General features: G+C 65.0%; 24 protein-coding genes. 6 read left to right on the forward strand and 18 right to left on the reverse strand.

Features of this window, described 5'->3' with window-relative positions; all coding sequences use genetic code 11:
• Window positions 1-14 precede the first annotated feature (14 nt).
• From UNPA324_RS29565 to UNPA324_RS35395, 7 genes are all read right to left on the reverse strand, one after another.
• Complete coding sequence (locus UNPA324_RS29565) at window positions 15-704, reverse strand: response regulator transcription factor (RefSeq protein ID WP_128920155.1); 690 nt, start codon at window positions 702-704, stop codon at window positions 15-17.
• A complete protein-coding gene (locus tag UNPA324_RS29570; RefSeq protein WP_128920156.1) occupies window positions 701-3,424 on the reverse strand; it encodes a DUF4118 domain-containing protein in 2,724 nt (907 codons plus the stop codon). Before UNPA324_RS29570 ends, UNPA324_RS29565 begins: the two co-directional genes overlap by 4 nt.
• Window positions 3,425-3,464: 40 nt before the next feature.
• On the reverse strand, window positions 3,465-4,070 hold the full coding sequence (locus UNPA324_RS29575) for a K(+)-transporting ATPase subunit C (RefSeq protein WP_128920157.1): 606 nt from the start codon (window positions 4,068-4,070) through the stop codon (window positions 3,465-3,467).
• 184 nt (window positions 4,071-4,254) lie between these two features.
• Window positions 4,255-6,369 (reverse strand): potassium-transporting ATPase subunit KdpB, encoded by a 2,115-nt coding sequence (kdpB, locus tag UNPA324_RS29580; protein WP_128920158.1) that lies wholly within the window; start codon window positions 6,367-6,369, stop codon window positions 4,255-4,257.
• A gap of 18 nt (window positions 6,370-6,387) precedes the next feature.
• A complete protein-coding gene (kdpA, locus tag UNPA324_RS29585; RefSeq protein ID WP_141937448.1) occupies window positions 6,388-8,091 on the reverse strand; it encodes a potassium-transporting ATPase subunit KdpA in 1,704 nt (567 codons plus the stop codon).
• Between the two features lie 112 nt (window positions 8,092-8,203).
• Window positions 8,204-8,293, reverse strand: a complete 90-nt coding sequence (locus UNPA324_RS29590) for a K(+)-transporting ATPase subunit F (protein WP_091879689.1) — start codon at window positions 8,291-8,293, stop codon at window positions 8,204-8,206.
• Between the two features lie 11 nt (window positions 8,294-8,304).
• Window positions 8,305-8,466 carry a hypothetical protein gene (locus UNPA324_RS35395; RefSeq protein WP_181769561.1) on the reverse strand — a complete coding sequence of 54 codons (162 nt, stop codon included), beginning with the start codon at window positions 8,464-8,466 and terminating at the stop codon, window positions 8,305-8,307.
• Window positions 8,467-8,798: 332 nt separating this feature from the next.
• Between UNPA324_RS35395 and UNPA324_RS29595 the strand changes: the two genes are divergently transcribed.
• Genes UNPA324_RS29595 through UNPA324_RS35990 form a run of 3 tightly spaced genes read left to right on the forward strand, consistent with a single transcriptional unit; the run spans window position 8,799 to window position 9,625 of the window.
• A complete protein-coding gene (locus UNPA324_RS29595) occupies window positions 8,799-9,266 on the forward strand; it encodes a hypothetical protein (RefSeq protein WP_128920160.1) in 468 nt (155 codons plus the stop codon).
• Between the two features lie 23 nt (window positions 9,267-9,289).
• Window positions 9,290-9,481, forward strand: a complete 192-nt coding sequence (locus tag UNPA324_RS29600) for a hypothetical protein (RefSeq protein ID WP_128920161.1) — start codon at window positions 9,290-9,292, stop codon at window positions 9,479-9,481.
• Between the two features lie 15 nt (window positions 9,482-9,496).
• Window positions 9,497-9,625, forward strand: a complete 129-nt coding sequence (locus UNPA324_RS35990) for a hypothetical protein (protein ID WP_283810278.1) — start codon at window positions 9,497-9,499, stop codon at window positions 9,623-9,625.
• Here UNPA324_RS35990 and UNPA324_RS35995 read toward each other — a convergent pair.
• Window positions 9,622-9,744, reverse strand: a complete 123-nt coding sequence (locus UNPA324_RS35995; RefSeq protein WP_283810279.1) for a hypothetical protein — start codon at window positions 9,742-9,744, stop codon at window positions 9,622-9,624. The genes UNPA324_RS35990 and UNPA324_RS35995 overlap by 4 nt on opposite strands.
• A 164-nt stretch (window positions 9,745-9,908) precedes the next feature.
• Between UNPA324_RS35995 and upp the strand changes: the two genes are divergently transcribed.
• Window positions 9,909-10,544, forward strand: coding sequence for a uracil phosphoribosyltransferase (upp, locus tag UNPA324_RS29615; RefSeq protein WP_128920162.1), 636 nt, complete (start codon window positions 9,909-9,911; stop codon window positions 10,542-10,544).
• A 33-nt stretch (window positions 10,545-10,577) separates the two neighbouring features.
• Window positions 10,578-12,158 carry an AMP-binding protein gene (locus tag UNPA324_RS29620; RefSeq protein ID WP_141937450.1) on the forward strand — a complete coding sequence of 527 codons (1,581 nt, stop codon included), beginning with the start codon at window positions 10,578-10,580 and terminating at the stop codon, window positions 12,156-12,158.
• 1 nt (window position 12,159) lies between these two features.
• On the opposite strand, the gene UNPA324_RS29625 is transcribed toward UNPA324_RS29620, so the two are convergent.
• The 6 genes from UNPA324_RS29625 to UNPA324_RS29650 are packed head-to-tail and all read right to left on the reverse strand — an operon-like array spanning window position 12,160 to window position 17,613.
• The gene (locus UNPA324_RS29625; RefSeq protein WP_141937452.1) at window positions 12,160-13,071 is read right to left on the reverse strand and encodes a flagellin; all 912 of its coding nucleotides are present in this window, start codon (window positions 13,069-13,071) and stop codon (window positions 12,160-12,162) included.
• A 17-nt stretch (window positions 13,072-13,088) separates the two neighbouring features.
• Window positions 13,089-14,864 (reverse strand): flagellar hook-associated protein FlgK, encoded by a 1,776-nt coding sequence (gene flgK, locus UNPA324_RS29630; protein WP_141937454.1) that lies wholly within the window; start codon window positions 14,862-14,864, stop codon window positions 13,089-13,091.
• Between the two features lie 18 nt (window positions 14,865-14,882).
• A complete protein-coding gene (locus UNPA324_RS29635) occupies window positions 14,883-15,380 on the reverse strand; it encodes a flagellar protein FlgN (RefSeq protein ID WP_128920166.1) in 498 nt (165 codons plus the stop codon).
• A gap of 9 nt (window positions 15,381-15,389) precedes the next feature.
• Window positions 15,390-15,650 (reverse strand): hypothetical protein, encoded by a 261-nt coding sequence (locus tag UNPA324_RS29640; RefSeq protein WP_141937456.1) that lies wholly within the window; start codon window positions 15,648-15,650, stop codon window positions 15,390-15,392.
• A gap of 3 nt (window positions 15,651-15,653) precedes the next feature.
• Entirely contained in the window at window positions 15,654-16,919 is a 1,266-nt protein-coding gene (flgE, locus tag UNPA324_RS29645; RefSeq protein WP_128920168.1) for a flagellar hook protein FlgE, read from the reverse strand.
• Window positions 16,920-16,950: 31 nt separating this feature from the next.
• On the reverse strand, window positions 16,951-17,613 hold the full coding sequence (locus tag UNPA324_RS29650; RefSeq protein WP_128920169.1) for a flagellar hook assembly protein FlgD: 663 nt from the start codon (window positions 17,611-17,613) through the stop codon (window positions 16,951-16,953).
• A 36-nt stretch (window positions 17,614-17,649) separates the two neighbouring features.
• On the opposite strand from UNPA324_RS29650, the gene UNPA324_RS36000 reads away from it, so the two are divergent.
• Window positions 17,650-17,784: a hypothetical protein gene (locus tag UNPA324_RS36000; protein WP_283810280.1), complete on the forward strand. Its 135-nt coding sequence runs from the start codon at window positions 17,650-17,652 to the stop codon at window positions 17,782-17,784.
• A gap of 313 nt (window positions 17,785-18,097) precedes the next feature.
• Here UNPA324_RS36000 and UNPA324_RS29655 read toward each other — a convergent pair whose 3' ends face one another.
• From UNPA324_RS29655 to UNPA324_RS29670, 4 genes are all read right to left on the reverse strand, one after another.
• Complete coding sequence (locus UNPA324_RS29655) at window positions 18,098-18,370, reverse strand: hypothetical protein (RefSeq protein ID WP_128920170.1); 273 nt, start codon at window positions 18,368-18,370, stop codon at window positions 18,098-18,100.
• Between the two features lie 170 nt (window positions 18,371-18,540).
• Window positions 18,541-18,969 (reverse strand): flagellar export chaperone FliS, encoded by a 429-nt coding sequence (locus UNPA324_RS29660; protein WP_128920171.1) that lies wholly within the window; start codon window positions 18,967-18,969, stop codon window positions 18,541-18,543.
• A 21-nt stretch (window positions 18,970-18,990) separates the two neighbouring features.
• Window positions 18,991-20,673 carry a flagellar filament capping protein FliD gene (gene fliD, locus UNPA324_RS29665; protein ID WP_181769562.1) on the reverse strand — a complete coding sequence of 561 codons (1,683 nt, stop codon included), beginning with the start codon at window positions 20,671-20,673 and terminating at the stop codon, window positions 18,991-18,993.
• Window positions 20,674-20,734: 61 nt separating this feature from the next.
• On the reverse strand, window positions 20,735-21,559 hold the full coding sequence (locus UNPA324_RS29670; RefSeq protein ID WP_128920172.1) for a flagellin: 825 nt from the start codon (window positions 21,557-21,559) through the stop codon (window positions 20,735-20,737).
• Window positions 21,560-21,694: the final 135 nt, after the last annotated feature.

Genomic DNA, 21,694 nt, shown 5'->3' on the forward strand with positions numbered 1-21,694 from the left:
AATGACAGTGGGGATCAATCCCCCGCTTTCAACCGGTACCCGATCCCCGTCTCGGTCAGCACGTATTGCGGTCGCTCCGGATCGGCCTCGATTTTCTGGCGGAGCTGGCGGACATAGACGCGTAAGTATTGCGCGTCGGTCAATTCGTCCCAGAGCTCCTTGAGCAGGAACCGGTGCGTGAGCACCTTGCCGGCGTGCTGCACCAGCACGCGCAGAAGATCGTATTCCTTTGGCGACAGCTTCACCTCGCGCTCGCCGACCTTGACGATGCGGCGCACGAGATCGACCGAGAGATCTCCGGTGCGGAACACCGGACGCTCGCCCTTGACCTGGAGCTGGTGGCGCAGCGCGGCGCGCAGGCGGGCCAAAAGCTCGTCCATACCGAACGGCTTGGTCAGATAATCGTCGGCGCCGAGATCGAGCGCCTGCACCTTGCCGGCTTCGTCGCCGCGGCTCGACAGCACCACGATCGGCACCCCCTCGTTGCGGGCGCGGATGGTGCGCAGCAATTCGTGCCCCTGAATGTCGGGCAGGCCGAGATCGAGAATGATCAGCGCCGGCGCTTCCTCAAGCTTCTCCAGCGCGATCTTGCCGTTCGACGCTTCCAGGATTTCGTAGCCTTGCGTCGTCAGCCCCATCCGCAGCAATTTGCGGATCGGCGGCTCGTCGTCGATGACCAGGACCTTGATCGGCGCAGCGTTCATGCGGCGGTATCCAATGTGCGGCTCTCTGCCGGAACGGGAAGACGGACGGTGAGGACAGCGCCGCGCCGGTCGCTGCGGTTGGCGGCCGAGATCGTACCGCGCATCGCCTCGACGAAGCCGCGGGAGATGGCGAGGCCGAGCCCGGTGCCGGGGCGGACATGATCGCCCTTCTGCACGCGGTAGAACTTGTCGAACACGCTCTCGAGCTCCTCAGGCGGAATCCCGGCTCCCTCGTCCACGATCTCAAGCAGGACATGATCGCCGTCGCGCCGGCTGCGGATCGAGACCGTCGTGTCGGGCGGCGAATATTTGGCGGCGTTGTCGAGCAGGTTGAACAGCACCTGCTCGAACAACACGGCATCGAGCTGGAGCATCGGCAGATCGGCGGCCAGCACCAGCTCGACCCTGTGGCCGCCAAGGATTTTGCTAGCGCGCCGCAGCGCGCTGCCCACGATCTCGCCGAGATCGTGCAGCGCCGTGTTGGGGACGATGGCGCCGGATTCGAGCTTGGTCATGTCGAGCAGATTGGCGATGAAGCGGTTGAGCCGTTCGGATTCGTCGATGACGGTGGCGAGCAGGTCGCGCTTCTCCGTGTCGGCCAAGGCCGGGGCGAGATCGCGCAGGGTCGAGGCTGCTCCCAGCACCGAGGCGAGCGGCGTCTTCAAATCGTGCGAGATCGAGGTCAGCAGCGCCGAACGCAGCCGCTCGGATTCGACGGTGCGCTTGACGCGGTCCATGTCCTCGACCAGCAGCACGCGCTCGATCGCCAGCGCGCCCTGGTCGACCAGCGCGTCGAGCAGCCGGCGCTGGTCCGGCGTCAGCAGCGGCCCGGTGCGATCATCGTCGATGCCGATCACCCCGATCGGGCCGCGGCCGGTACGCATCGGCAGGAACAGCCGCTTTGCGCCCGGCAGCGTATCCGAGCCACGGCCGGCGGGGCGGTCATTGCTCCAGGCCCAGTTGGCCGCGGCGAGATCGGCCTGGTCGAGATCGTCTTCGGGCGGGTAGCCGGATTTCACCGTGAGCAAGCCTTCTTCCGGTAGCAGAAGCACGACGCGGACCTTCAGCATCAACGCGATCTGGTAGGCCGTCGCCCACAGCACGTCGTCGAGCGTCGCGGTGCCGGCGAGCTTGCGGCTGAAAGCGTAGAGCTGCTCGGACATCCTGATCCGGCCGATGGCGGCGTCGGCCTGGATACGCACGCGCGCGGCGACGTTGGAGACGAGCATGGCCACCACCATGAACAAGAAGAACGCGGCGACGTTGGTCGGATCGGTGATCGTGAAAGTGTAGATCGGGGGGATGAAGAAGAAATTGTAGCAGAGCGACGCCGCGACCGTCGCCAGCAGCGATGGCCACAGGCCATAGCGCACCGCAACTGCCACGACCGAGGTCAGCAGCACGAGATCGACGTTCTCGATGCCGAAATAGGGCCGGATCAACTCGGCGGCACCAAGCCCGATCAGCACGATCCCGAGAGTTTTGACATAGGGCAGCGGATTGAACGGCTCGGATCGCGCAGCGGTCTGTATCGCCGTCTTGGCCGCATCCTCGGCCGGCGGTTCGTCGCCGGGGATGACGTGAACGCTGATATTGCCCGCGCGGCGAACCAGATCATGCACGACCGAGCCGCGCGTCAATTCGAACCAGCGCGAGCGGGTCGACTTGCCGATCACGATCTGGGTGACGTTGTTGCCTTGGGCGAAATTGACGACGTCGTCGGCGATGCGACGGCCGACCGCGGGAATGGTCAGCGCCTCGCCGCCGAGCGATTCCGCGAGCCGCAGCGTATCGGCCAATCGATCGCGCTGCTCATCGGTCAATTGGAGCGAGCGCCGCGTCTCGATCGAGAGCGCGGTGAACGGCGCATGCAGCCGGTCGGCCAGCCGCTTGGTGTAGCGCACGAGGCCGGCCGCGCGCGGATCCTCGCTGACGCAGACCAGGATGCGCTCGCCCGCGGCCCAGGGTCCGGGAATCGCATTCGCCTGCATGTGGGTGAGCAGTTGCTCGTCGACCCGCTCGGCGGTGCGCCGCAAGGCGAGCTCGCGCAAAGCGGTGAGATTGCCCGGTGAGAAATAGTGCTCCAGCGCCCGCTCGGCCTGCCTCGGCACATAGACCTTGCCCTCCTTCAGGCGCTGAATCAGATCGTCGGGCGTGAGGTCGATCAGCTCGATCGCATCGGCGCGATCGAACACGGAATCGGGCACCGTCTCGCGCACCCGGACATGGGTGATCTGGGCGACGACGTCGTTCAGGCTCTCGATGTGCTGGATGTTGACCGCGGTGTAGACGTCGATGCCGTGGGACAGCAGTTCCTCGACATCGAGATAACGCTTGGGATGGCGGCTGCCGGCGGCGTTGGTGTGAGCGAGCTCGTCGACCAGCGCGATTTGCGGCCGCCGCGCGATCACGGCGTCGAGATCCATCTCCTCGACGATCTGGCCCCGGTAATCGAGCCTCTTGCGCGGGACCATTTCGAGCCCGCGCATCAGCGCCTCGGTCTCGGCGCGGCCGTGGGTCTCGACGAAGCCGACCACGACATCGATACCGGCCTTGCGCTTGGCGTGGGCGCTTTGCAGCATCTCATAGGTCTTGCCAACGCCGGGCGCGGCGCCGACGAAGATCTTCAGCTTGCCGCTGACGCTCTCCTCCCGGCGTGCTGCCTCCAGCAGCGCCTCCGGGGACGGACGTTGTTCGGTATCGCGGCGCTCTCGGACCATGCTCCCAATATAATCATCTGTGCATTGCGGGCCTAGCCTGCTACTTCGCCGCCGCCCGATCGAGCGCGAGATTCAGTGCCAATACGTTAACCCTGGGTTCGCCGAGCAAGCCGAGCAGCCGACCCTCGGTGTTCGCAGCAACGAGCTGCTTGACCGCTTCCTCCGGCAGATTCCGCGCCTTCGCCACCCGCGGCACCTGGAATTGCGCGGCTTCGGGCGAAATATTCGGATCGAGGCCGCTGGCCGAGGTCGTCACGAGGTCGACCGGAACGTCGGCGTTCGGGTTTTCGGCCTTGAGCTTGTCGACGTCCTCCTTCAGCCGGTCGGCCAGAGCCTTGCTGGTCGGGCCGAGATTGGAGCCGCCCGAATTGGCGGCGTTGTAGGGCGCCGGCACCGTCTTGGTCGACTCGCTCGGGTCCGGCGCTGATGTCGCCGACGGGCGGCCGTGGAAGTACTTGTCATCCTTGAATTCCTGCCCGATCAGGGCGGAGCCGACGACCTTGCCGTCCTTCCCGATCAGGCTGCCCTGCGCCTGCACGGGAAAGAGCGCTTCGGCGATGGCCGTCATCGCCAGCGGATAGGCGAGCCCGGTGATGGCTGTGAGCACCAGCAGGAGGACGATGGCGGGGCGAATTTCTCTGAACATGTTGGGTCTCCTATGTCTTCCGTCATTGCGAGCGAGGAAGCCAGACCATCACCCTGAGGAGCCGCGCCTGCACGGCGTCTCGAAGGGCGAGGCCACCAGCCGGGCCTTCATCCTTCGAGACGCGCGTTCCACGCTCCTCAGGATGAGGGTCTGGCAGGATCGCCTCGTCGCTCGCGTTGACATGTTAAGCCAGGTGCAAGGCGACAACGACGAGGTCGATCGCCTTGATGCCGATGAAGGGAATGACGATGCCGCCGAGCCCGTAGATCAGGAGGTTGCGCCGGAGCAGTGCGCCGGCACCGACCGCGCGGTAGGCGACGCCCTTCAGCGCCAGCGGGATCAGAGCGATGATGACAAGCGCGTTGAAGATGATCGCCGACAGGATGGCGCTTTGCGGGCTCGACAGGTTCATGACGTTGAGCACGTTGAGCTGGGGGTAGAACGCCAGAAACATCGCGGGAATGATCGCAAAGTATTTTGCGACGTCGTTGGCGATCGAGAAGGTCGTCAGCGCACCGCGCGTCATCAAGAGCTGTTTTCCGATCTCGACGACCTCGATCAGCTTGGTCGGGTTGGAGTCGAGGTCCACCATATTGCCGGCCTCGCGGGCGGCTTGCGTTCCGGTGTTCATGGCGACACCGACGTCGGCCTGTGCCAGCGCAGGCGCGTCGTTGGTGCCGTCGCCGCACATCGCCACCAGCTTGCCCTTGGCCTGCTCGTCGCGGATCAGCTTGAGCTTGTCCTCGGGAGTGGCCTGCGCCAGAAAATCGTCGACGCCGGCTTCCGCCGCGATCGCGGCCGCCGTCATCGGGTTGTCGCCGGTGATCATGATGGTGCGGATGCCCATGCGGCGCAGCTCTGCGAAGCGCTCGCGAATGCCGCCCTTGACGATGTCCTTGAGCTGGACGATCCCGAGCAGCTTGCCGTCCCTGGCGACAGCCAGCGGCGTGCCGCCGGACTTCGACACGTCGTCCGCAATGGCCTGGATCTCGCGGCCAAGCTCGGAAAGCGCGGCAGGCTGCATCGCCCGCGCGGTGTTGCCGGAAGCGACAGCGGCCGGAGCGCCCCCGCCGATGTAGTTCAGCATGGCATCGACCGCACCTTTGCGCACCGACGAGCCGCCGGCATCGACGCCGCTCATACGGGTCTGCGCCGTGAATGGGATGAAGGTCGCCCCGAGCTCGGCCATGTCACGGCCGCGGATGCCGTGTTTCTCCTTCGCCAGCACGACGATGGAGCGGCCTTCCGGCGTCTCGTCGGCGAGCGAGGCGAGCTGGGCGGCATCGGCGAGCTCCTGCTCGGTCACCCCGCGCACCGGGCGGAACGCGGTGGCCTGCCGGTTGCCGAGGGTGATGGTGCCGGTCTTGTCGAGCAGCAGAGTGTCGACGTCACCGGCGGCCTCGACGGCGCGGCCGGACATCGCCAGCACGTTGAAACGCACCAGACGGTCCATGCCGGCGATGCCGATTGCGGACAACAGCGCGCCGATCGTCGTCGGGATCAGCGTCACGAACAGCGCGACCAGCACAATCACCGAGATCGAGCCGCCGGCATAGACGGCGTAGCTCGGGATGGTGACGGTGGCGAACACGAAGATGATGGTGAGGCCGGCGAGCAGGATGTTGAGCGCGATCTCGTTCGGCGTCTTCTGCCGCTCGGCGCCCTCGACCAGCTTGATCATGCGGTCGATGAAGGTCGAGCCCTGGGCCGCGGTGATGCGGACGCGAATCCAGTCGGACAGCACCTGCGTGCCTCCGGTCACCGCGGAACGGTCACCGCCGGACTCGCGGATGACGGGGGCGGACTCGCCGGTGATGGCCGCCTCGTTGACCGAAGCGACGCCCTCGACCACCTCACCGTCCGAGGGAATCGTGTCGCCTGCCTCGACCAGCACGAGATCGCCGACCGTCAGGCTCGTGCCGGGCACGAGCTTGTAGTCGCGGCCCGCGCCGCTCAGGAGCTTGGCCTGGCTCTCGGTACGGGTCTTGCGCAGCGTCTCGGCTTGCGCCTTGCCGCGGCCTTCGGCCACCGCCTCGGCGAAATTGGCGAACAGCACCGTGAACCAGAGCCAGACGATGATCTGGAAGGTGAAACCGAGGCCAGCGCCGCCGGTGACGAGGTCGCGCAGGAAGATCACGGTGGTCAGCGCAGCGACGATCTCGACCACGAACATCACGGGGTTCTTGATCATCAGCCGCGGATCGAGCTTGGTGAAGGAAGCGCGGATCGCCGGCATCACGATCTTGGGATCGAGCATTGCCGAGACGGCAGCACGTTTTTGCAGTTTGGTCGTATCCATGGAGGCCACTCCAGACAATCAGAACAGGTTGCCGGCGTTCATCGCCAGATGCTCGACGATCGGGCCGAGGGCGAGTGCCGGGAAGAAGGTCAGGCCGCCTATGATCAGGATGACGCCGACGACTAGGCCGATGAACAGGCCTCCGGTGGTCGGGAACGTACCCAGGGACGGCGGGATCGACTTCTTGGCGGCGAGCGATCCCGCGATCGCCATGGCCGGGACGATCATGAAGAAACGGCCGACGAACATCGCGCTGGCGAGGGTCAGGTTGTAGAAGAAGGTGTTGCCGGTGAGGCCCGCGAAGGCGGAGCCGTTGTTGCCGGCCGCCGAAGTGTAGGCGTAGAGCACTTCGGTGAAGCCGTGCGGTCCGGCATTGGCCATGGAGGCGACCGCCGCCGGGTAGACCACAGCGACGGCGGTCCAGCCGAGGATCATCAGCGGCAGAACCAGGATGGCCAGCATCGCCATCTTGACTTCGCGCGCCTCGATCTTCTTGCCGACATATTCCGGGGTGCGCCCGACCATCAAGCCTGCGACGAAGATCGCGAGGATGACGAACAGCAGCATGCCGTACATGCCGGCGCCGACGCCGCCGACGATGATCTCGCCGAGCTCGATGTTGATCAGCGGGATCATGCCGCCGAGCGCGGTGAAGCTGTCATGCATGGCGTTGACGGCGCCGCACGAGGCAGCGGTGGTGATCACTGCGAACAGCGAGGACGCGACGATGCCGAAGCGGACCTCCTTGCCTTCCATGTTGCCGCCGCTCAGGCCCAGCGCCTGGAGCGTCGAGGTGCCGTTCGCTTCGGCCCAGTAGGTGACGGCGACGCCGGCCAGAAACAGCACGCCCATGACGGAGAGGATAGCCCAGCCCTGGCGCTGGTTGCCGACCATGCGGCCGAACACGTTGGTGAGCGCGGCGCCAAGCGCGAAGATCGACAGCATCTGCACGAAATTCGACAGCGCAGTGGGATTTTCGAAGGGATGCGCGGCGTTGGCGTTGAAGAATCCGCCGCCATTGGTGCCCAGCATCTTGATCGCGACCTGGGAGGCGACCGGGCCGACCGCGATGGTCTGCTTGGCGCCTTCGAGCGTGGTCGCCTCGACATAGTCCCCGAGCGTCTGCGGCATGCCTTGCCAGACCAGGAACAGCGTATAGACGACGCAAATCGGCAGCAGTACGTAGAGCGTGCAGCGCGTGACGTCGACCCAGAAATTGCCGACAGTGCGCATCGAGGCGCGCGAGAAACCTCGGATCAGTGCCATCGCCAGAGCGATGCCGGTTGCGGCTGACAGGAAGTTCTGGTGCGTCAGGCCGACCATCTGGGTCAGATAGGACAGCGTGCTTTCGCCGCCGTAGTTCTGCCAGTTGGTGTTAGTGATGAACGACATTGCCGTGTTGAAGGAGAGATCTTCCGCAACGGCGCCCTGCCCGGCCGGATTGAACGGCAGCGCGGCCTGGAGCCGCATCACGCCGTAGATGACGAGGAAGCCGCCGACGTGGAACAGCAGCACGGCGATTGTGTAGGTCAGCCAGTGCTGCTCGCGCCTCTCGTCGACGCCGGATATCCGATAGATGCCGGCCTCGATGGGGCGCAGCAGCGGCGACAGGAAGGTCCGTTCGCCGCCAAACACCCGCGTCATGTACCAGCCGAGCGGCTTGGTCAGCGCAACGATGACGACGCCGAACAGAATGATCTGGAACCAACCGATCATAGTCATGGAATTAACCCTTCAGGCTTGGTGCCCGGCGCAAGAGCGGCAGAAGCACCGTCAGCAAGCAGGCGACGAGCACGGCGTCGGCCAGCAGCAATTCGACAAGCAGCAGCACCGGTCAGAACCGCTCGGGCCGCAGCAGCGCGTAGGTGAGATACATCAGCAGGCCGAACGAGACGGCACCGGCGAGCGCATAATCGAAGATCATGGTCCGCTCCGTCACAGCCGTTCGCAGGCGTAGGTGTAGCCGATCGCAAGCGCGAAGAAGCCGAAGCCCAGCGCCAGCATCAGAATGTCCATCATGGGATAGCTCCTCGTTGCGTCCCTTAAGTCCGACGCAACTTTCTCTCGATGACCCGCCCGTAAGGAAGTGGAACGCATTTCCACGGATAACAGCCGGGACTATTGACCGTGCTGAAGTGCCAGCGCCGGCATAGGTTTTCGAGACGAGGGCCACGGCGATGTTATAGGAATCTCATAAAGGCTCGCGGCGATGCTCGCGAGGCAACCACGCTGTCGTCCCTGATCGGCGCGCGCTGAGGCGCGCTTGTCCGGGACGACAGCGGCTGATGACGCACCCCTCACTTTCCTCCACCCCAACACTTATGAAATCCCTATATCTCTCGTCCGATCCTCCTCTCGTTTTCAAATGCCTTTGAGGCCATCCTGGCGATGCCGGCCGACTGACCGACGCCATCTCCAGGAGGCCTGACATGACCGCCATTCTTCGACGCCTCGACCCGCCTTCCCTCAGACAGCAGCTTCGCGCAGCCCCGGGGATGACACGCCCGTTGATGTTCGACGTCATCGACAAGGCTTGCCGACGCGTCCACTCGCTCGGCCAGAGCGAACGCACCTCACGCCTCATGCGCCTGATCGATGCCGAAGGCTGGGCCGACGCGGCGCTGGCCCTGCTGGAGCTCGAACTGCCGATGTGGCAGGTCCGGCGCATCGCCTATGACGAGGGCGAGTGGCATTGTGCGCTGTCGCGCCAGCGCGAACTGCCGGAGTGGCTGGATGCCGCGGTCGAAGCGCACCACGCCGACCTCGCGCTGGCTCTGCTGTCGGCCCTCGTCGAGGTCCGAGCATTGGCAGTAGACGCGACGCGGCCGAGCGTGCCTTCCGTTCGCCCCCTGCCGGATCCGCTTTACGAGCCGCTCGCCTGCGACAATTTCGGCTAGGGCCACCTGAAAGGATTCCAGAAATGCCGACGTTGACACATGGCTTTGAACAATTGCTGCGCTGGACCGAACGCGAGCCACGCCTATCGAAGCCGCGCAGGGCCCAGCTCAAGCGCCTCGCGCTGCATGGGCTGACCGTGCTCTCGATGGGCAGCGTGCTCACGGCCCTGATCGCGCTGAGAGCCGCCATCTATCTCTGGCATCTCCACGCCTAAAGGGGACTGGCCCGCATGCCGCTCTTCAAGGGAAATCTCGAGCAGGTGGTCACCGTGACCATCCTGACCATGACGCTGGGCCTGATCTGGGGCGCGATCCTGACGCTCGTGATCACGCTGGTGGCGCGCGGGCTGGGCGCCTAGCTCCTCGCTTCCCTCTCGATCAGCCGCGCCAATTCCGCCGCCGCGACCTCGATCGGCCGGCCGCTGCGCTCGACGCGGGCCTGGATCAGGGCGCCCTGGAGCGCCGACCTGCAGAGCACGGCAAGCGATGCGCGCAGCGATCGACCGTGAATTGACCAGGGCTGCCTACGCCGCAAGCAACCGCGCCCGCAGCGCAGTGGCGATGCCCGGTTGAGGCCACCTGCCCCCTCCGAAAAGCCCCGCCGATCTGGCGCAATTCTGGGGAAACGTGTAGAGCGGTTTCATGAGCACAGGCAAAGTCAACGTCGTCGTCCACCCCCTGGTCCAGCACAAGCTCTCCCTGATGCGGGAGAAGGACCGCTCGACCAAGAGCTTTCGCGAGATCCTGAACGAGATCGGGATGCTGCTCGCTTACGAGGTGACGCGCGATTTGCCGCTGGAGCTGGTCGAGATCGAGACGCCGATCGCGCCGATGCAGGCGCCCAAGATCGCCGGCAAGAAGCTCACGCTGGCGCCGATCCTGCGCGCCGGCGTCGGCTTCCTCGACGGCATGCTGGCGCTGATGCCCTCGGCGCGCATCGCCCATATCGGGCTCTACCGCGACCCCGACACATTGCAAGCCGTGGAATATTACTTCAAGGCGCCGCAGGACCTGTCCGACCGCACCGTGATCCTGATGGACCCGATGCTGGCGACCGGCAACTCGGCCTGTGCCGGCGCCTCCCTGCTCAAGGCCCGCGGCGCCCGCGACATCCGCTTCGTCTGCCTTCTGGCGGCGCCTGAGGGCATCGCGCAATTCCAGACCGAGCATCCCGACGTGCCGATCTGGACCGCCGCGATCGACGAGCGGCTCAACGACCACGGCTACATCGTGCCGGGCCTGGGCGATGCCGGCGACCGGATGTTCGGCACCAAGTAGACAGGTCTGCACGATCGGGTTACTCCGCTAGCCATGAGTGCCAACGCGTTTTCCCTGCAATCGCTGCTCCGGACAGAGGCCGCCGCCGATCCCGCCTTCGTATTCGACGGCACGCCGGTCTCGCGCGCGGAATTCGAGAGAAAGATCGAGCAGACCGCCGCCTGGCTCGCGGCGCAAGGCATCGGCCAGGGCGACGTGGTCGCGGTCTGGCTGGTCAACCGGATCGAATGGATCGCCCTGCTGTTCGCCGCCGCCCGATGTGGTGCGATCGTCGCCGCCGTCAATACGCGCTACCGCAGTGCCGAAGTCGCGCATCTGCTTCGTTTGTCCGGCGCCAGGCTGATGGTGGTCGAGGCCGCATTCCGCTCGATCGATTTTGCGGCGATCCTCGACGGCATCGCCAAGCACGAAGTCCCCGCACTGCAACGGCTCGCGGTGGTCGGCGCGGATGCGATCCCGGCGCACTGGCCCTGCGTGCGCTTCGACGCCTTCGACAGGTTCTATCCTCCCGCCCCGCCGGCCCAGGACGACATCGACCTGCCGGTGCTGCTCTACACGACCTCGGGCACCACCAAGGGGCCGAAGCTCGTGGCGCATTCGCAGCGGACGCTGACCACGCACGCCACCTCCGTCGCCCGAGCGCTGCAACTTGATCCGGATCGTCATTCGCTGCTGGCCATGCTGCCGTTCTGCGGCACCTTTGGCATGACGAGCCTGCTTGGCTTCGTCGCGGCGGGTGCGACCGTTCATGTGCTCGACGCCTTCGAGGCGGCACCGGCGCTGAATATCCTCAGCGAGCACAGGATCACGCACGCCTTCGGCTCCGACGAGATGTTCCGACGCATTCTCGCCCTCACCGATGCGCCGCGCCCGTTCCCGCATCTGGAAGTCTGCGGCTTCGCCGCGTTCCAGCCCGGCTGGCGCGAGCTGGCCGCGGAAGCCGAGGCGCGCGGCCTGCCGCTGTTCGGCCTCTATGGGTCGAGCGAGGTCCAAGCCCTGTTCGCGATCGCGCAGCCTGCCGATGCCTTCGCCGATCGTATCGAGGGCGGCGGCTGGCCGATGTCACCTGACGCAAGAGTGCGCGTCCGCGACACCGAGACCGGCGAGCTTGCAGCCAGTGGCGTCTCCGGCGAGATCGAGATCAGCGCGCCGTCACGCTTCCTCGGGTATTTCCACAACCCGGATGCAACGCGCGATGCGATCACTGCGGACGGGTTCTTCCGCACCGGCGATATCGGCCGGCTGCGCGGCGACGGTTCCTTCGTCTACGAGACCCGCGCGGGCGATGCCATGCGGCTCGGCGGTTTCCTCGTCGCGCCCGGCGAGATCGAGGACGAGCTCAAATCCTATGCCGGCGTAGCCGACGCCCAGGTGGTTGCGGTCGACCTGAACGGCCAGACGCGCTGCGTGGCGTTCGTGATTCCGGCAAGGGAGCCGCCGATGCAGGAGACGCTGATCGCGCATCTGCGCGAGCGGCTCGCCGGCTACAAGGTCCCGGCACGAATCTATCTCGTGGACGCCTTTCCCGTCACCGATAGCGCCAACGGCGTGAAGATCCAGCGCGCAAGGCTGCGCGCGATGGCGACGGAGCGGATCGCCGCCGAAATAGCCTGATCTATTTCAGGTAGCTCGCGAGATTGATGCTCAGGATCTTGGCGAGGGCCGAGTAGGACGCGGTGAGCTGCGCCTGGTAAGTCGAGAGCTGTGCCGTGATGGCGGCGACGTCGACGCCGGTGAGGTCATTCGACAGCGTTTCGGCATAGCTCTTGTAGTCGGTCTGGCGGGCGCTCGCCGTCTCGATCGAGGATGCCGCGTTCGAGAGCCTCGCTTGCACCGCCGCGGTGTCGTCGAGTGCCGTGCCGGCAAGATCGAGCGCGCTGGAAATGTCCGAGGACGACAGCGTGGTGCTGTTCGCGACGAACTTCAATACGCGCATCACCTCCTCGAACGCCGAATTGTCGGCGGTGACGCCGTACGATACCGTCTCGTCCGAGGCAACGCGGACGGAGGCGATCTCGTCGTCTCCCTTGTAGTAGCTGGTGTCGGCCGCGGTGGTGGATCCCACGCCGGACGAGAAGCTGGTCAGATCGACCGGCGCCGTATCGGTCTTGCCGCCGGCAAAGACGTACTGGCCGTCATATTGCGTGTTCATCAGCGAGCCCATCTCCTGCAGCATCTGCTGGGCGGTGGTAATCACCGAATTGGTCTCGGTCGAGCTGCCGGTCGAGGCCGCGCTGAGCTGGGACCGGAGCTGCGTGAGAATGTCGGTCATCGAGCCGATGGCCGAATACATCACCTGGATCTTGCTGTCGGCGAGCGTCGCGGCATCGACATAGGACTGCGCGCGCGTGACCGAGACCTGCAAGTTGACGACATGCTGCGCGTCCGAGCCGTAACCGCCGAAATCGGTCGCGATCACGCCCGTCGATTCCTGGATCTGCTTGTTGGCCATGACCGACTCCACGCGCATCGCGTCGGCGATCATCCTGTTCGACTGCGCGAAGGTGGCGACCCGCATCGCGACCATGAGCGTGCCTCCGGCCGTTACGACTGAACGGCGGACAACAGCGCCGAATACATGGTGTTGATGGCCTGGATCAGCGCGGACGCCGCCGTGTACTTGTTCTGAAGCGTGCTGAGCTTGGCGGATTCCTCGTCGAGGTTGACGCCGGATTGCGAGGACAACGAACTGGCATAGGTCGACTGCGCGGTTTCCTTCGCCGTGTAGGTGGCAGACGCATGCGACGCCTTGCTGGCCACGTCCGACACGATGGTCGAGGCATAGTCGGCCAGGGAGCCGGTGGTGGCCGCAAGGCCGCCGGTGGATGCGAAGGTCCGAGACCCCGTCAGCGCATCGTAGAAAGCGTTGACCACTGCGGCCGAGCCGGACGACAGCACGCTGCTGCCAACGGCCAGGGTCGACGAGGAATCCAGCGTCGCGAGCTGGATCTCGTTCGTCCCGGACAGGATCTTGGCGTTGACCGCGATATCCGCCGCGCTCGTTCCGGTCACGAGATCATTGAGACCGAAATAGTCCGAAAACCCTTCGCCCAAAGCTCCGACCGAGCTCGTCATCTCGTTGACGGCGACACCATTGCCCGAGCCGGTCGCCGCGATCGAGAGATGGCCATCTGCGTCGACCGATGCCGACAATCCGGAAATGCCGTTGATGGCGGTGACGAGATCGCCGACCGTGGAATAGGACGACAGGTCGAGATCGCCGTATGAGACCAGATTGCCGCTCTGGTCAGTGACGGCGATGCGCACCGTTCCGGTGGCGGACAGCGCCGTGCCGCTGCTGACGCTGGTCGTCCCGGTGAGGCTCGTCGGCGCCGGCACCGCGGACGCGCTGTTCGAGACGCTGTTCATCACTGATGCGAGCTGCTGGGCCAGCTGGTCGAGCTGGGACTGCGCGTCCGGCAGCGTCTCGTCGCGGAGCGTAATGAGCGCACCGATGTCTCCGCCCGATATCTGCGAGGTGATGTCGACGCCGTTCACTGTGATCGCGCTGAAGCCGCCGCTCGACGAGGAACCGGCAGTGTACGTCGTCGACGCCGTCACATTGGAAGCGGCCGTATAGCTGATCGTATGCGCGGAGCTGTCGACCAGCGCCTGGCCGGACTTGGTGTAGATCTGGATATCGCCGTTCGATGCGGTGAAGTAGTTGATGTTCATCTTCGAGGCGAGGTCCTGCAGCGCGGTGTTGCGCTGGTCCTCGAGGTCCGCGGTCGACTGGCCCGCCGCCGCCGTCTGCTTGATCTGGGCGTTCAGATCCGAGATCTGCTGCAGGTCGGTATTGACGTCGTCGACCGCGGACGAGATGTCTTGGTCGGCGTCGGCGCGCAGCTTCTGGATGCCGCTCGACGTCTCCCGCAATTGGCTTGCGACATCGTCGAGTGCGCTGACGACGTTGGACTGCAGCGAGGCGCTGCTCGGCGAGCTCGCCAGCGACGACACCGCCGATTCGAGCGAGGCGATATTGTTGGCGAGCGAGGTGCCGGTTGACGAACTGTCACTGCTGCTGGTCGAGCCATAGAGGTTTCCGAGCGAAGTCAGGTAGGTATTCGTGGTATCGGCCGATCCGAGCTCTGAGGTCGCGGCGATCAGCGATTTCAGCAGCAGCTTGTCGACGGTCGAGGTGATGCCCGTCACCGTGACGCCGGTGCCGACGCCGTTGGTCACGCTGCTCGACTGGTTCGCGGTCTTCGCGGTATAGCCCCTCGTGTCGGCATTCGAGATGTTCGACGACGTCACGCTGATCTGCACGGACGTGGCCGATAGCCCGCTGAAGGCGATGGATCGCGCGATATCGAGTGACACGGCTGGCTCCTCGGCTCGTCAGGCGCTGCGGCTGGTGCCGCTGGAAACCGCGCGAGCGGCAAGCCGGCCGGAGGCGCCATAGGGCGACACCGCCGCGATCTGCTCGCGGATCGCCTGCATGACGGCCTCGATCCGGCGGTTGCTGGCCTCGATCGCTGCCCGCAGGCGCAGCAGGTTCTCGTCCATCGCGGCGCGCAGATTCAGAATCCGCTCCAGCAGCTGTTCGCGCAGGATCCGGTCCCTGACGTTCAGGCTCGTGTTGCCCGCCGCGCATTCGGCCACCGTGCGCTCGAACATCTCCGCCAGGCGGTTCTTCTCGTCGACCTGTTTCAGGCGCGAGGCGGGCAGGCCCTTGGCGAGCTCTGCATTCTCCGCCGCGACCAGCGCGGTCAGCGTATCGATCAGCGTGATCAGCGACTCGATCCGCGCATCGCTCGTCCCGGTGACTTGGCTCTTGGCCGGATTCTTGGCCTGATTCTTGGCTTTGCTCTTGGTCTGGGCTGCGGTCATCGTCATCGCCTTCTTCTAATTATGCGGTTTGCCGCGGCCGGCCTGTGAGCTGCGCAAATAGGCGCCGATCGCGGTCGTCCTGGCGGTTGCCTGCTTCATCTGCCCTTCGATCTCCGCGCATTCGCGCAGGAGGCCGCGGCGGACCATCTCGAAATCGTCGATTAGCGCGAGCAGCTGCTTGCGGTCGCTACTCCCAACCGTTGCGGCTCGCGCCACCAACCGCCGCAACCGGCGCAGCCACGCTTCTCCGGCAGCGCTCGCGCTTTCACCGTGCATCGATCACCTCATGGCCGAGATCAGGGTGTCGTACATCTTGTTGACGGTGGAGATGACCTGGGACGCTGCGGAATAGGCCTGCTGCGCCGAGATCATGCTCGAGAACTGGCTGGAGGTGTCGGTGGTCGAGGACTCCAGCTCGCTGCCGTAGATCGTGCCCGCGCCATTCTCGCCGGAGGCCTGTAACGCAGCGTTGCCTGACGTCACTGTCGCCGAATAAATGCCGTTGCTGGACGGGGCCAGCCCGTTGGGATCGGCGAAGGTCGCGACCGCGATCTTGTAGATCGCGATCGTCTGGCCGTTGGAATAGGTGGCGTCGACGACGCCGTTCTTGCCGATCGAGATGCTGGACAGCTTGCCATAGGATAGACCGTCCGAATCGATGCTGGTGACGTTGACCGACGGTGTGGTCTCACCAGAGGCGTATTGGGTCAGGCCGTCGGTCCCTCCGACGGTGCCGAGATCGAGTGTGATCGCGCTGTCGGCGGCGCCGTCGGTCCAGCCGGTCACGGCAACGGTCGCGGGATCCGGGCTCGTGCTGGCGAGCGATCCGTCGCTGTTGAAGGTGATGTCGATCGTGCCCGAAGCCGTGCCGGTCGCAGTCGTCGTGTCCGAGGCCGACGTCGGATTGGCGAAACTGGCACTCCAGGTGTTGGTGCCGGTCTTGCTCCACGTGATCTGCATCGTGTTCGCGGCACCGAGCGAATCGTAGACCGTCATCGAGCTGGTATAGGTATCGCCGGTCGCGGCATCCGACGGCAGGTTCGCCGCGATCGTGGTCTTGGTGGTGGCGCTGCCGCTGGTCGAGGCGACCTGAGTGTTGATCGCTTCGAGATTGCTCGCCGATTCACTGCCGACGACGTTGCCGTCCGCGTCGGTACGCCAGCCCTCGAGGTAGTAACCGTTGTTCTCGATATAGCCGGCATTGTTGATCGTGAAGGCGCCGTTGCGGCTATAGGCGACGGTGCCGCCCGACGTGGCGTCGGTCACCACGAAGAAGCCCGAGCCCTGGATCGCGACATCGGTGGCGTTGGAGGTTGCCGCGAGCAGACCCTGCTGGGTGATGTTGGCGCGGCCCGAAACTGTGACGCCGCCCGAGGCGTAAGATGTCGTGTTGCTGGAGGCCGTCACCAGCGCGTCGAACATCCCCGAGGTCGTCTTGTAGCCGGTCGTATCGGAGTTGGCGATGTTGTCGCTGATCATCGACAAGGACTGGCTCTGGGCGCTCAGCGCCGAGATCGCCGAGGACAATGCACCGGTGAGACTCATGATGAAACTCCAAGGAAATCGGGACGAGAGATCAGGACGTGACGCCGAGGATGTTGGCGGCGCTGACGGAGACGCCGTTCACCGTCAGCGAGGGCGTGGAGGTCGAGGTGTCGATGCCGGTCACCGTGCCGGTGACGGTCGTGTAATTGAGGACCGAGTTGCCGGCGGAATCGGTCGCGGTCACCGAGATGGTGTACTGGCCGCCATCCGAGAGCTGGTTGCCGCTGGAGTCCTTGCCGTCCCAGGTGAAGCTGTTGGAGCCGGAATTTCCGGTGCCGGTGCCGGTGTAGACAACGTTGCCGGAGGAATCCGAGATGCTGACCGAGACGTTCGAGGCGGCCGATGACAGCGAGTAGCCGAAGGTCGCCGAGCCGTTGCTCAAGGTTGACGTATCGGTCTTCGCCTCGACAGTGTGGCCGATATAGTTCACCGAGTTGAGCGTCACGAGGCTCGAGAACGAACCCGCGAGCGAAGTGAGACTGGAGTTGATTGACTGCTGGGAGGTGAAATTGGCGTAGGAGGTGAGCTGATTGACGAGGTCGGTCGTCGAAGTCGCATTCAGCGGATCCTGGTTCTGAAGCTCGTTGACCAGCAGGTTCAGGAAGTCGCTGGACGTCAGTGTCGACGAGGACGACGTGCTCGACGATGACGTCATCGTCGCAGTCGTCGCGGAACTCGTGGCGGAAACGGTCATCAGAAACTCCGGCTTCCCTGCGCTGCCGGCGACTTGATGTTGGTCGGCGCGCTTGAAATCTGTGTGCTGATGAAACGGCTGGACGCGCGGATTCAGGCGGCGATTCGCGCGCGCGAGAACGGCTTTCGACACGGCAAAATCTGCCGCGTGCACCTACGACAAGAGCAATGATGTGAAGCTGGTTTGAAGCCGCGGCGGCAGTGCACTCCCCTCGCCCCGCAAGCGCAGGGCAATCGCACATGGCGCTCAGCGCGACATGAGCGCGCGCCTCGTCCTTCGAGACGACCGCTTCGCGGTCTCATCAGGAGGAGGCTCAGCAGCATTGGTCCTCGCTGATACTGGCGCCGCGCACCCGGTCCCCATCCTGAGGGCCCGCCAACGGCGGGCGTCTCGAAGGATGGCCACAGGCGAGATCGCTCCCATGTGCGATTGCCCCGCCGCAAGCGGGGCGAGGCGAAGGAAGCAACGATCTCGGTAAGAGCCGTCAGCTCTCGGCCGTCTCGCCTTCCGTGCGGGGCTCGGCGGCCTCGCCCTTCATTTTGGCGGCAGCGGCGACGATGCGGTCGGCAAGGCCAGCGGGTGCGCGGACCGGCGGCGATGCGAGCGCACGGCGCAAGGTGCGCGCCTCGTCCAGCACGGCCTGCGCGGCGGGCGAGCATGCCAGCAGCTCTTCGGCGGGCGCACGCCGATCGTCGGGCCAGAGCGAGAGATCCTCGCCCAGCCGGTCGATCAGTTCCTCAAACTCGGTGACGTCCATCGTCTGCCGGTCCCGCCTTGGTCCGGCCCGTCATAAAGCATTGCGCGTGCGTCGGAAACCGGTTTCGGACCCGCTTTGGCGCCAAAAGGGCCCGGACCACTACGGAAACCAACGAAACGGACGGAAGACGTCGTCGGCCGCCCTCCCCGCATCGGAGAGAAACCACCGCCTCAGCCCCTGCGCGCCGAATCGGCCCGCGCAGCCATCCCGCCACGCGCCGTCGTGTCGACGAATTCCCAGGCCTCCCGAAGCTCGGCGAGCCCTGCGATGATACGCCCGAAACTCGCACGCGCATGCGGGCGGCCGAACGCCTTGAGGCTTGCCAGGATCATCGCGTTGTAGGTCTGGAACACCTGTTCCGCCACCGCGCCGCCCTTGGCGAAGTCGAGATTGTGGCTCAGCCCGCGCAGGATTGCGGTCGCCCTCATCAGGTGTTCGTGCCCTTCCTCGAAGCGGCGCGCTTCCTGCGCGGCCAGCGACTTATGGAGAAAGGTGATCGCTCCGCCGAGCAGCATCGAAATCGCCTTGAGTGGCGGCACGCTCGTTGCCGCGCCCCGATAGGCCTGGTTGGCCATGTACGCCATCTGTTTATGCATCATCGATCACTCTGTCTCACACGATCAATTGCTCGAGGAGCTGTTCAGCAGTGCCTTGAGGTAGGTCAGCGTGCTGTTGGCGCTCTCGATCGCCGCCTGGTACTTTGCATATTGGGTCTGGAGCTGCGACTGCAGCGTCGCGGCCGCACTGTTGATGTCGTCGACCTTCTGCTGAAGATCGTCATCGCGCGTCGTCAGATTGGTGATCAGCGTCTGCAGCACGCCGGTCGAGGACGAGTAATCCTTCGCGATCTGGTAGAGCTGCGTCGCAATGCCCGAGGTCGATGTCACGGTGATCGATTGGGAGGTCGACCCGCTGTAGGTGAAGGCCATGCCGGCGTAGATCGAACCGGCGGCGCCGATGATCGTGGTACCGCTGACCGTGAACAGCGTCGAATCGCCGCCGACCGATGCCGAGGCGAGGTTGCCGTCGGAATCGACCGTCAGATCCAGGGTGAAGGATTGCGGCGACGTCCCCGTGTTGACGACGCTGAGCTGGCTCGACGAGGTCGTCGTCTGTGCCGACAACAGCTTGGTCACGCCGCTCAGATTCGTGCTCAGGATGTCCGACAGTGTCGAGGTGTCGAGCTCCAGCTCGTTGCTCTCGTTGAACGACAGACCGAGATCGGCCATGGTCATGCCGCCGACCGTGCTGTTCAGGGCATTCTGGAGCGCATCCATGATGTTGCGCATCGTTCCGTCGCCAAACAAGACCGCGCTCGAATCCGCCGTGCCGTCGGTTGCGGTCGCCTGCTGGGCGACGACCTCGTCGCGAAAGGCGTTGTAATTGGTGACGAACGTCTCCAGAGCCGATTGGATCTGGCTGGTATCGGTCTCGATGCTGATGTTCAGCGACGTTCCGTCCGGCGTCGCCTGGAGCAGGCTGAAGGTGACCCCGGTCAGCACGTCGGTGACGTCGTTGGTATCGCGGGTCATCGAGATGCCGTCGAGCGTAAATTCGGCCGACTGCGCCTCCTGGATGACGTCGGAGAAGCTTCCCGAGCTGTCGGTCACACCCAGTTGGTTCATGATGTCGTCGCCGGACGTGCTGGAATAGCTGATATCGGCCGCATCCTCGGTGCCGGTCAACACCATCTGGTACGAGGTGCTGGACACCTGCACGATGGAGGCCTGGACATTGGTCGTCGAGGTCTGGGCGTTGATGGCATCGACGACGTCCTGGAGCGACATCGTGCTGGTGACGGTGATGTCGGACGTAGTACCGCCCTCCAGACCAATCGAAAACGTGCCGGAATAGCCGAGCTCGTCGGTCTGACTCGATTGCGAAGTGCTGGCTACCTTCTGCGCGGCGGCGAGCTGGCTGATCGTCAGAGTGTGGTCGCCGGTCGCAGCGCCGCTCTTGATCGTCATGGAGAGCGCCGAGGAGGCGCTGACGTCCCCGGTCGAGCTGATGCTCGCGGCACGCGTGGCAAACGCGCTGGTGGACAACGAGTTGACCACTGCGGTCGACAGCGACGCCAACCCCGAATACAGCGTCTTCAGATCGCTCTGGAGCGTCTGATAGGCCGAGATCTTGGCCTCGTTGTTCGTGATCGTGGTCGAGATCGTATCCGCCTGCGCGGTCTTCGCGTCGACGGCTGACTGGATCAGCGCCGACCAGTCGATGCTGCTCGAATTGGTGGTCCCGCTCGTGGTGACGGACACACCCGAACTTGTGCTGCTGGTGCTCGAACTGACGGAAGCCACTTTGCGTATCGGTCCCTGGTAAGAAGCGGGCCGGCATCACGCCGGCCCGCCCGTCTCGTCATCAGCCCAGCAGCTTGAGCAGGTACTGGGGCATCTGGTTCGCCGCGGCCAGCGCCGACACGGCGGCCTGGGTCTTCACTTCCGCGGAGGAGAGCTTGGACTGCTCGGCCGCGATGTCGACGTCCTTGATCGCCGAGTTGGCCGATTGCAGGTTCTCGGTCTGGGTCGAGATCGAGTCCGCGCTGAAGTTGAAGCGGGATTCCTGGGCACCGATGCTGGCGCGGGCGGCGGAGACGGTGTCGATCGCCGTATCAAGCGTAGTCAGCGCCGAGGTCGCGTCCGACAGCGAGCTGACGTCGAGCGAGGACACGCCGAGCGAGGAGGCCGTCAGGCTCGTGAGCGTGATGGTGATGGTATCCGAGCCCGAGGAGCCGACCAGCACCGAGACGCCGGAGGCGAACACGCTGGAGCCGTCGAGCAGGCTCTGGCTGGAGTAACGGGTGCCGGACGCGATCGAATCGATTTCGCTCGTGAGCTGCGTGAATTCCGAGTTGATATAGGCCCGGCTGGAGTCGGTCGTGGTGCCCGACGCCGATTCCGAGGCCAGCGACTTCATGCGGGCGAGAATGTCGGAGATGTTCGAGGCGCCGCCGTCGGCGGTCTGCAGGATCGCGGTGGCCTGCGAGGCGTTGGTCGCGGCCTGCTGCAGCGTGGTGACGTCCGAGGAGATGCGGGTGGAAATCGCAAGACCGGCGGCGTCGTCGGAAGCCGACGTGATGCGCGAACCGCTCGACAGCTTCGAGAGCGAAGAGGTCTCCTGCGATGAGTTGATGTTGAGGTAACGAACCGCGGCATTGGCGGCGGTATTGGTGTTGATTGCGGGCATTGAAAGCTCCTGTGCTGATGGGCATGGCGTGCCGCATCGTTGAAATCGACTTACGACGACGCGGACCGCAGCCCCGTCCGTTCGCTCAAACGACGGAGTGCACGGAGATCAGGCGCGAAAGCTTTCGCTGGCGCG

Origin of the sequence: Bradyrhizobium sp. UNPA324, from assembly GCF_006658635.1 — a bacterium.
In the GTDB taxonomy this organism is placed as follows: domain Bacteria; phylum Pseudomonadota; class Alphaproteobacteria; order Rhizobiales; family Xanthobacteraceae; genus Bradyrhizobium; species Bradyrhizobium nanningense.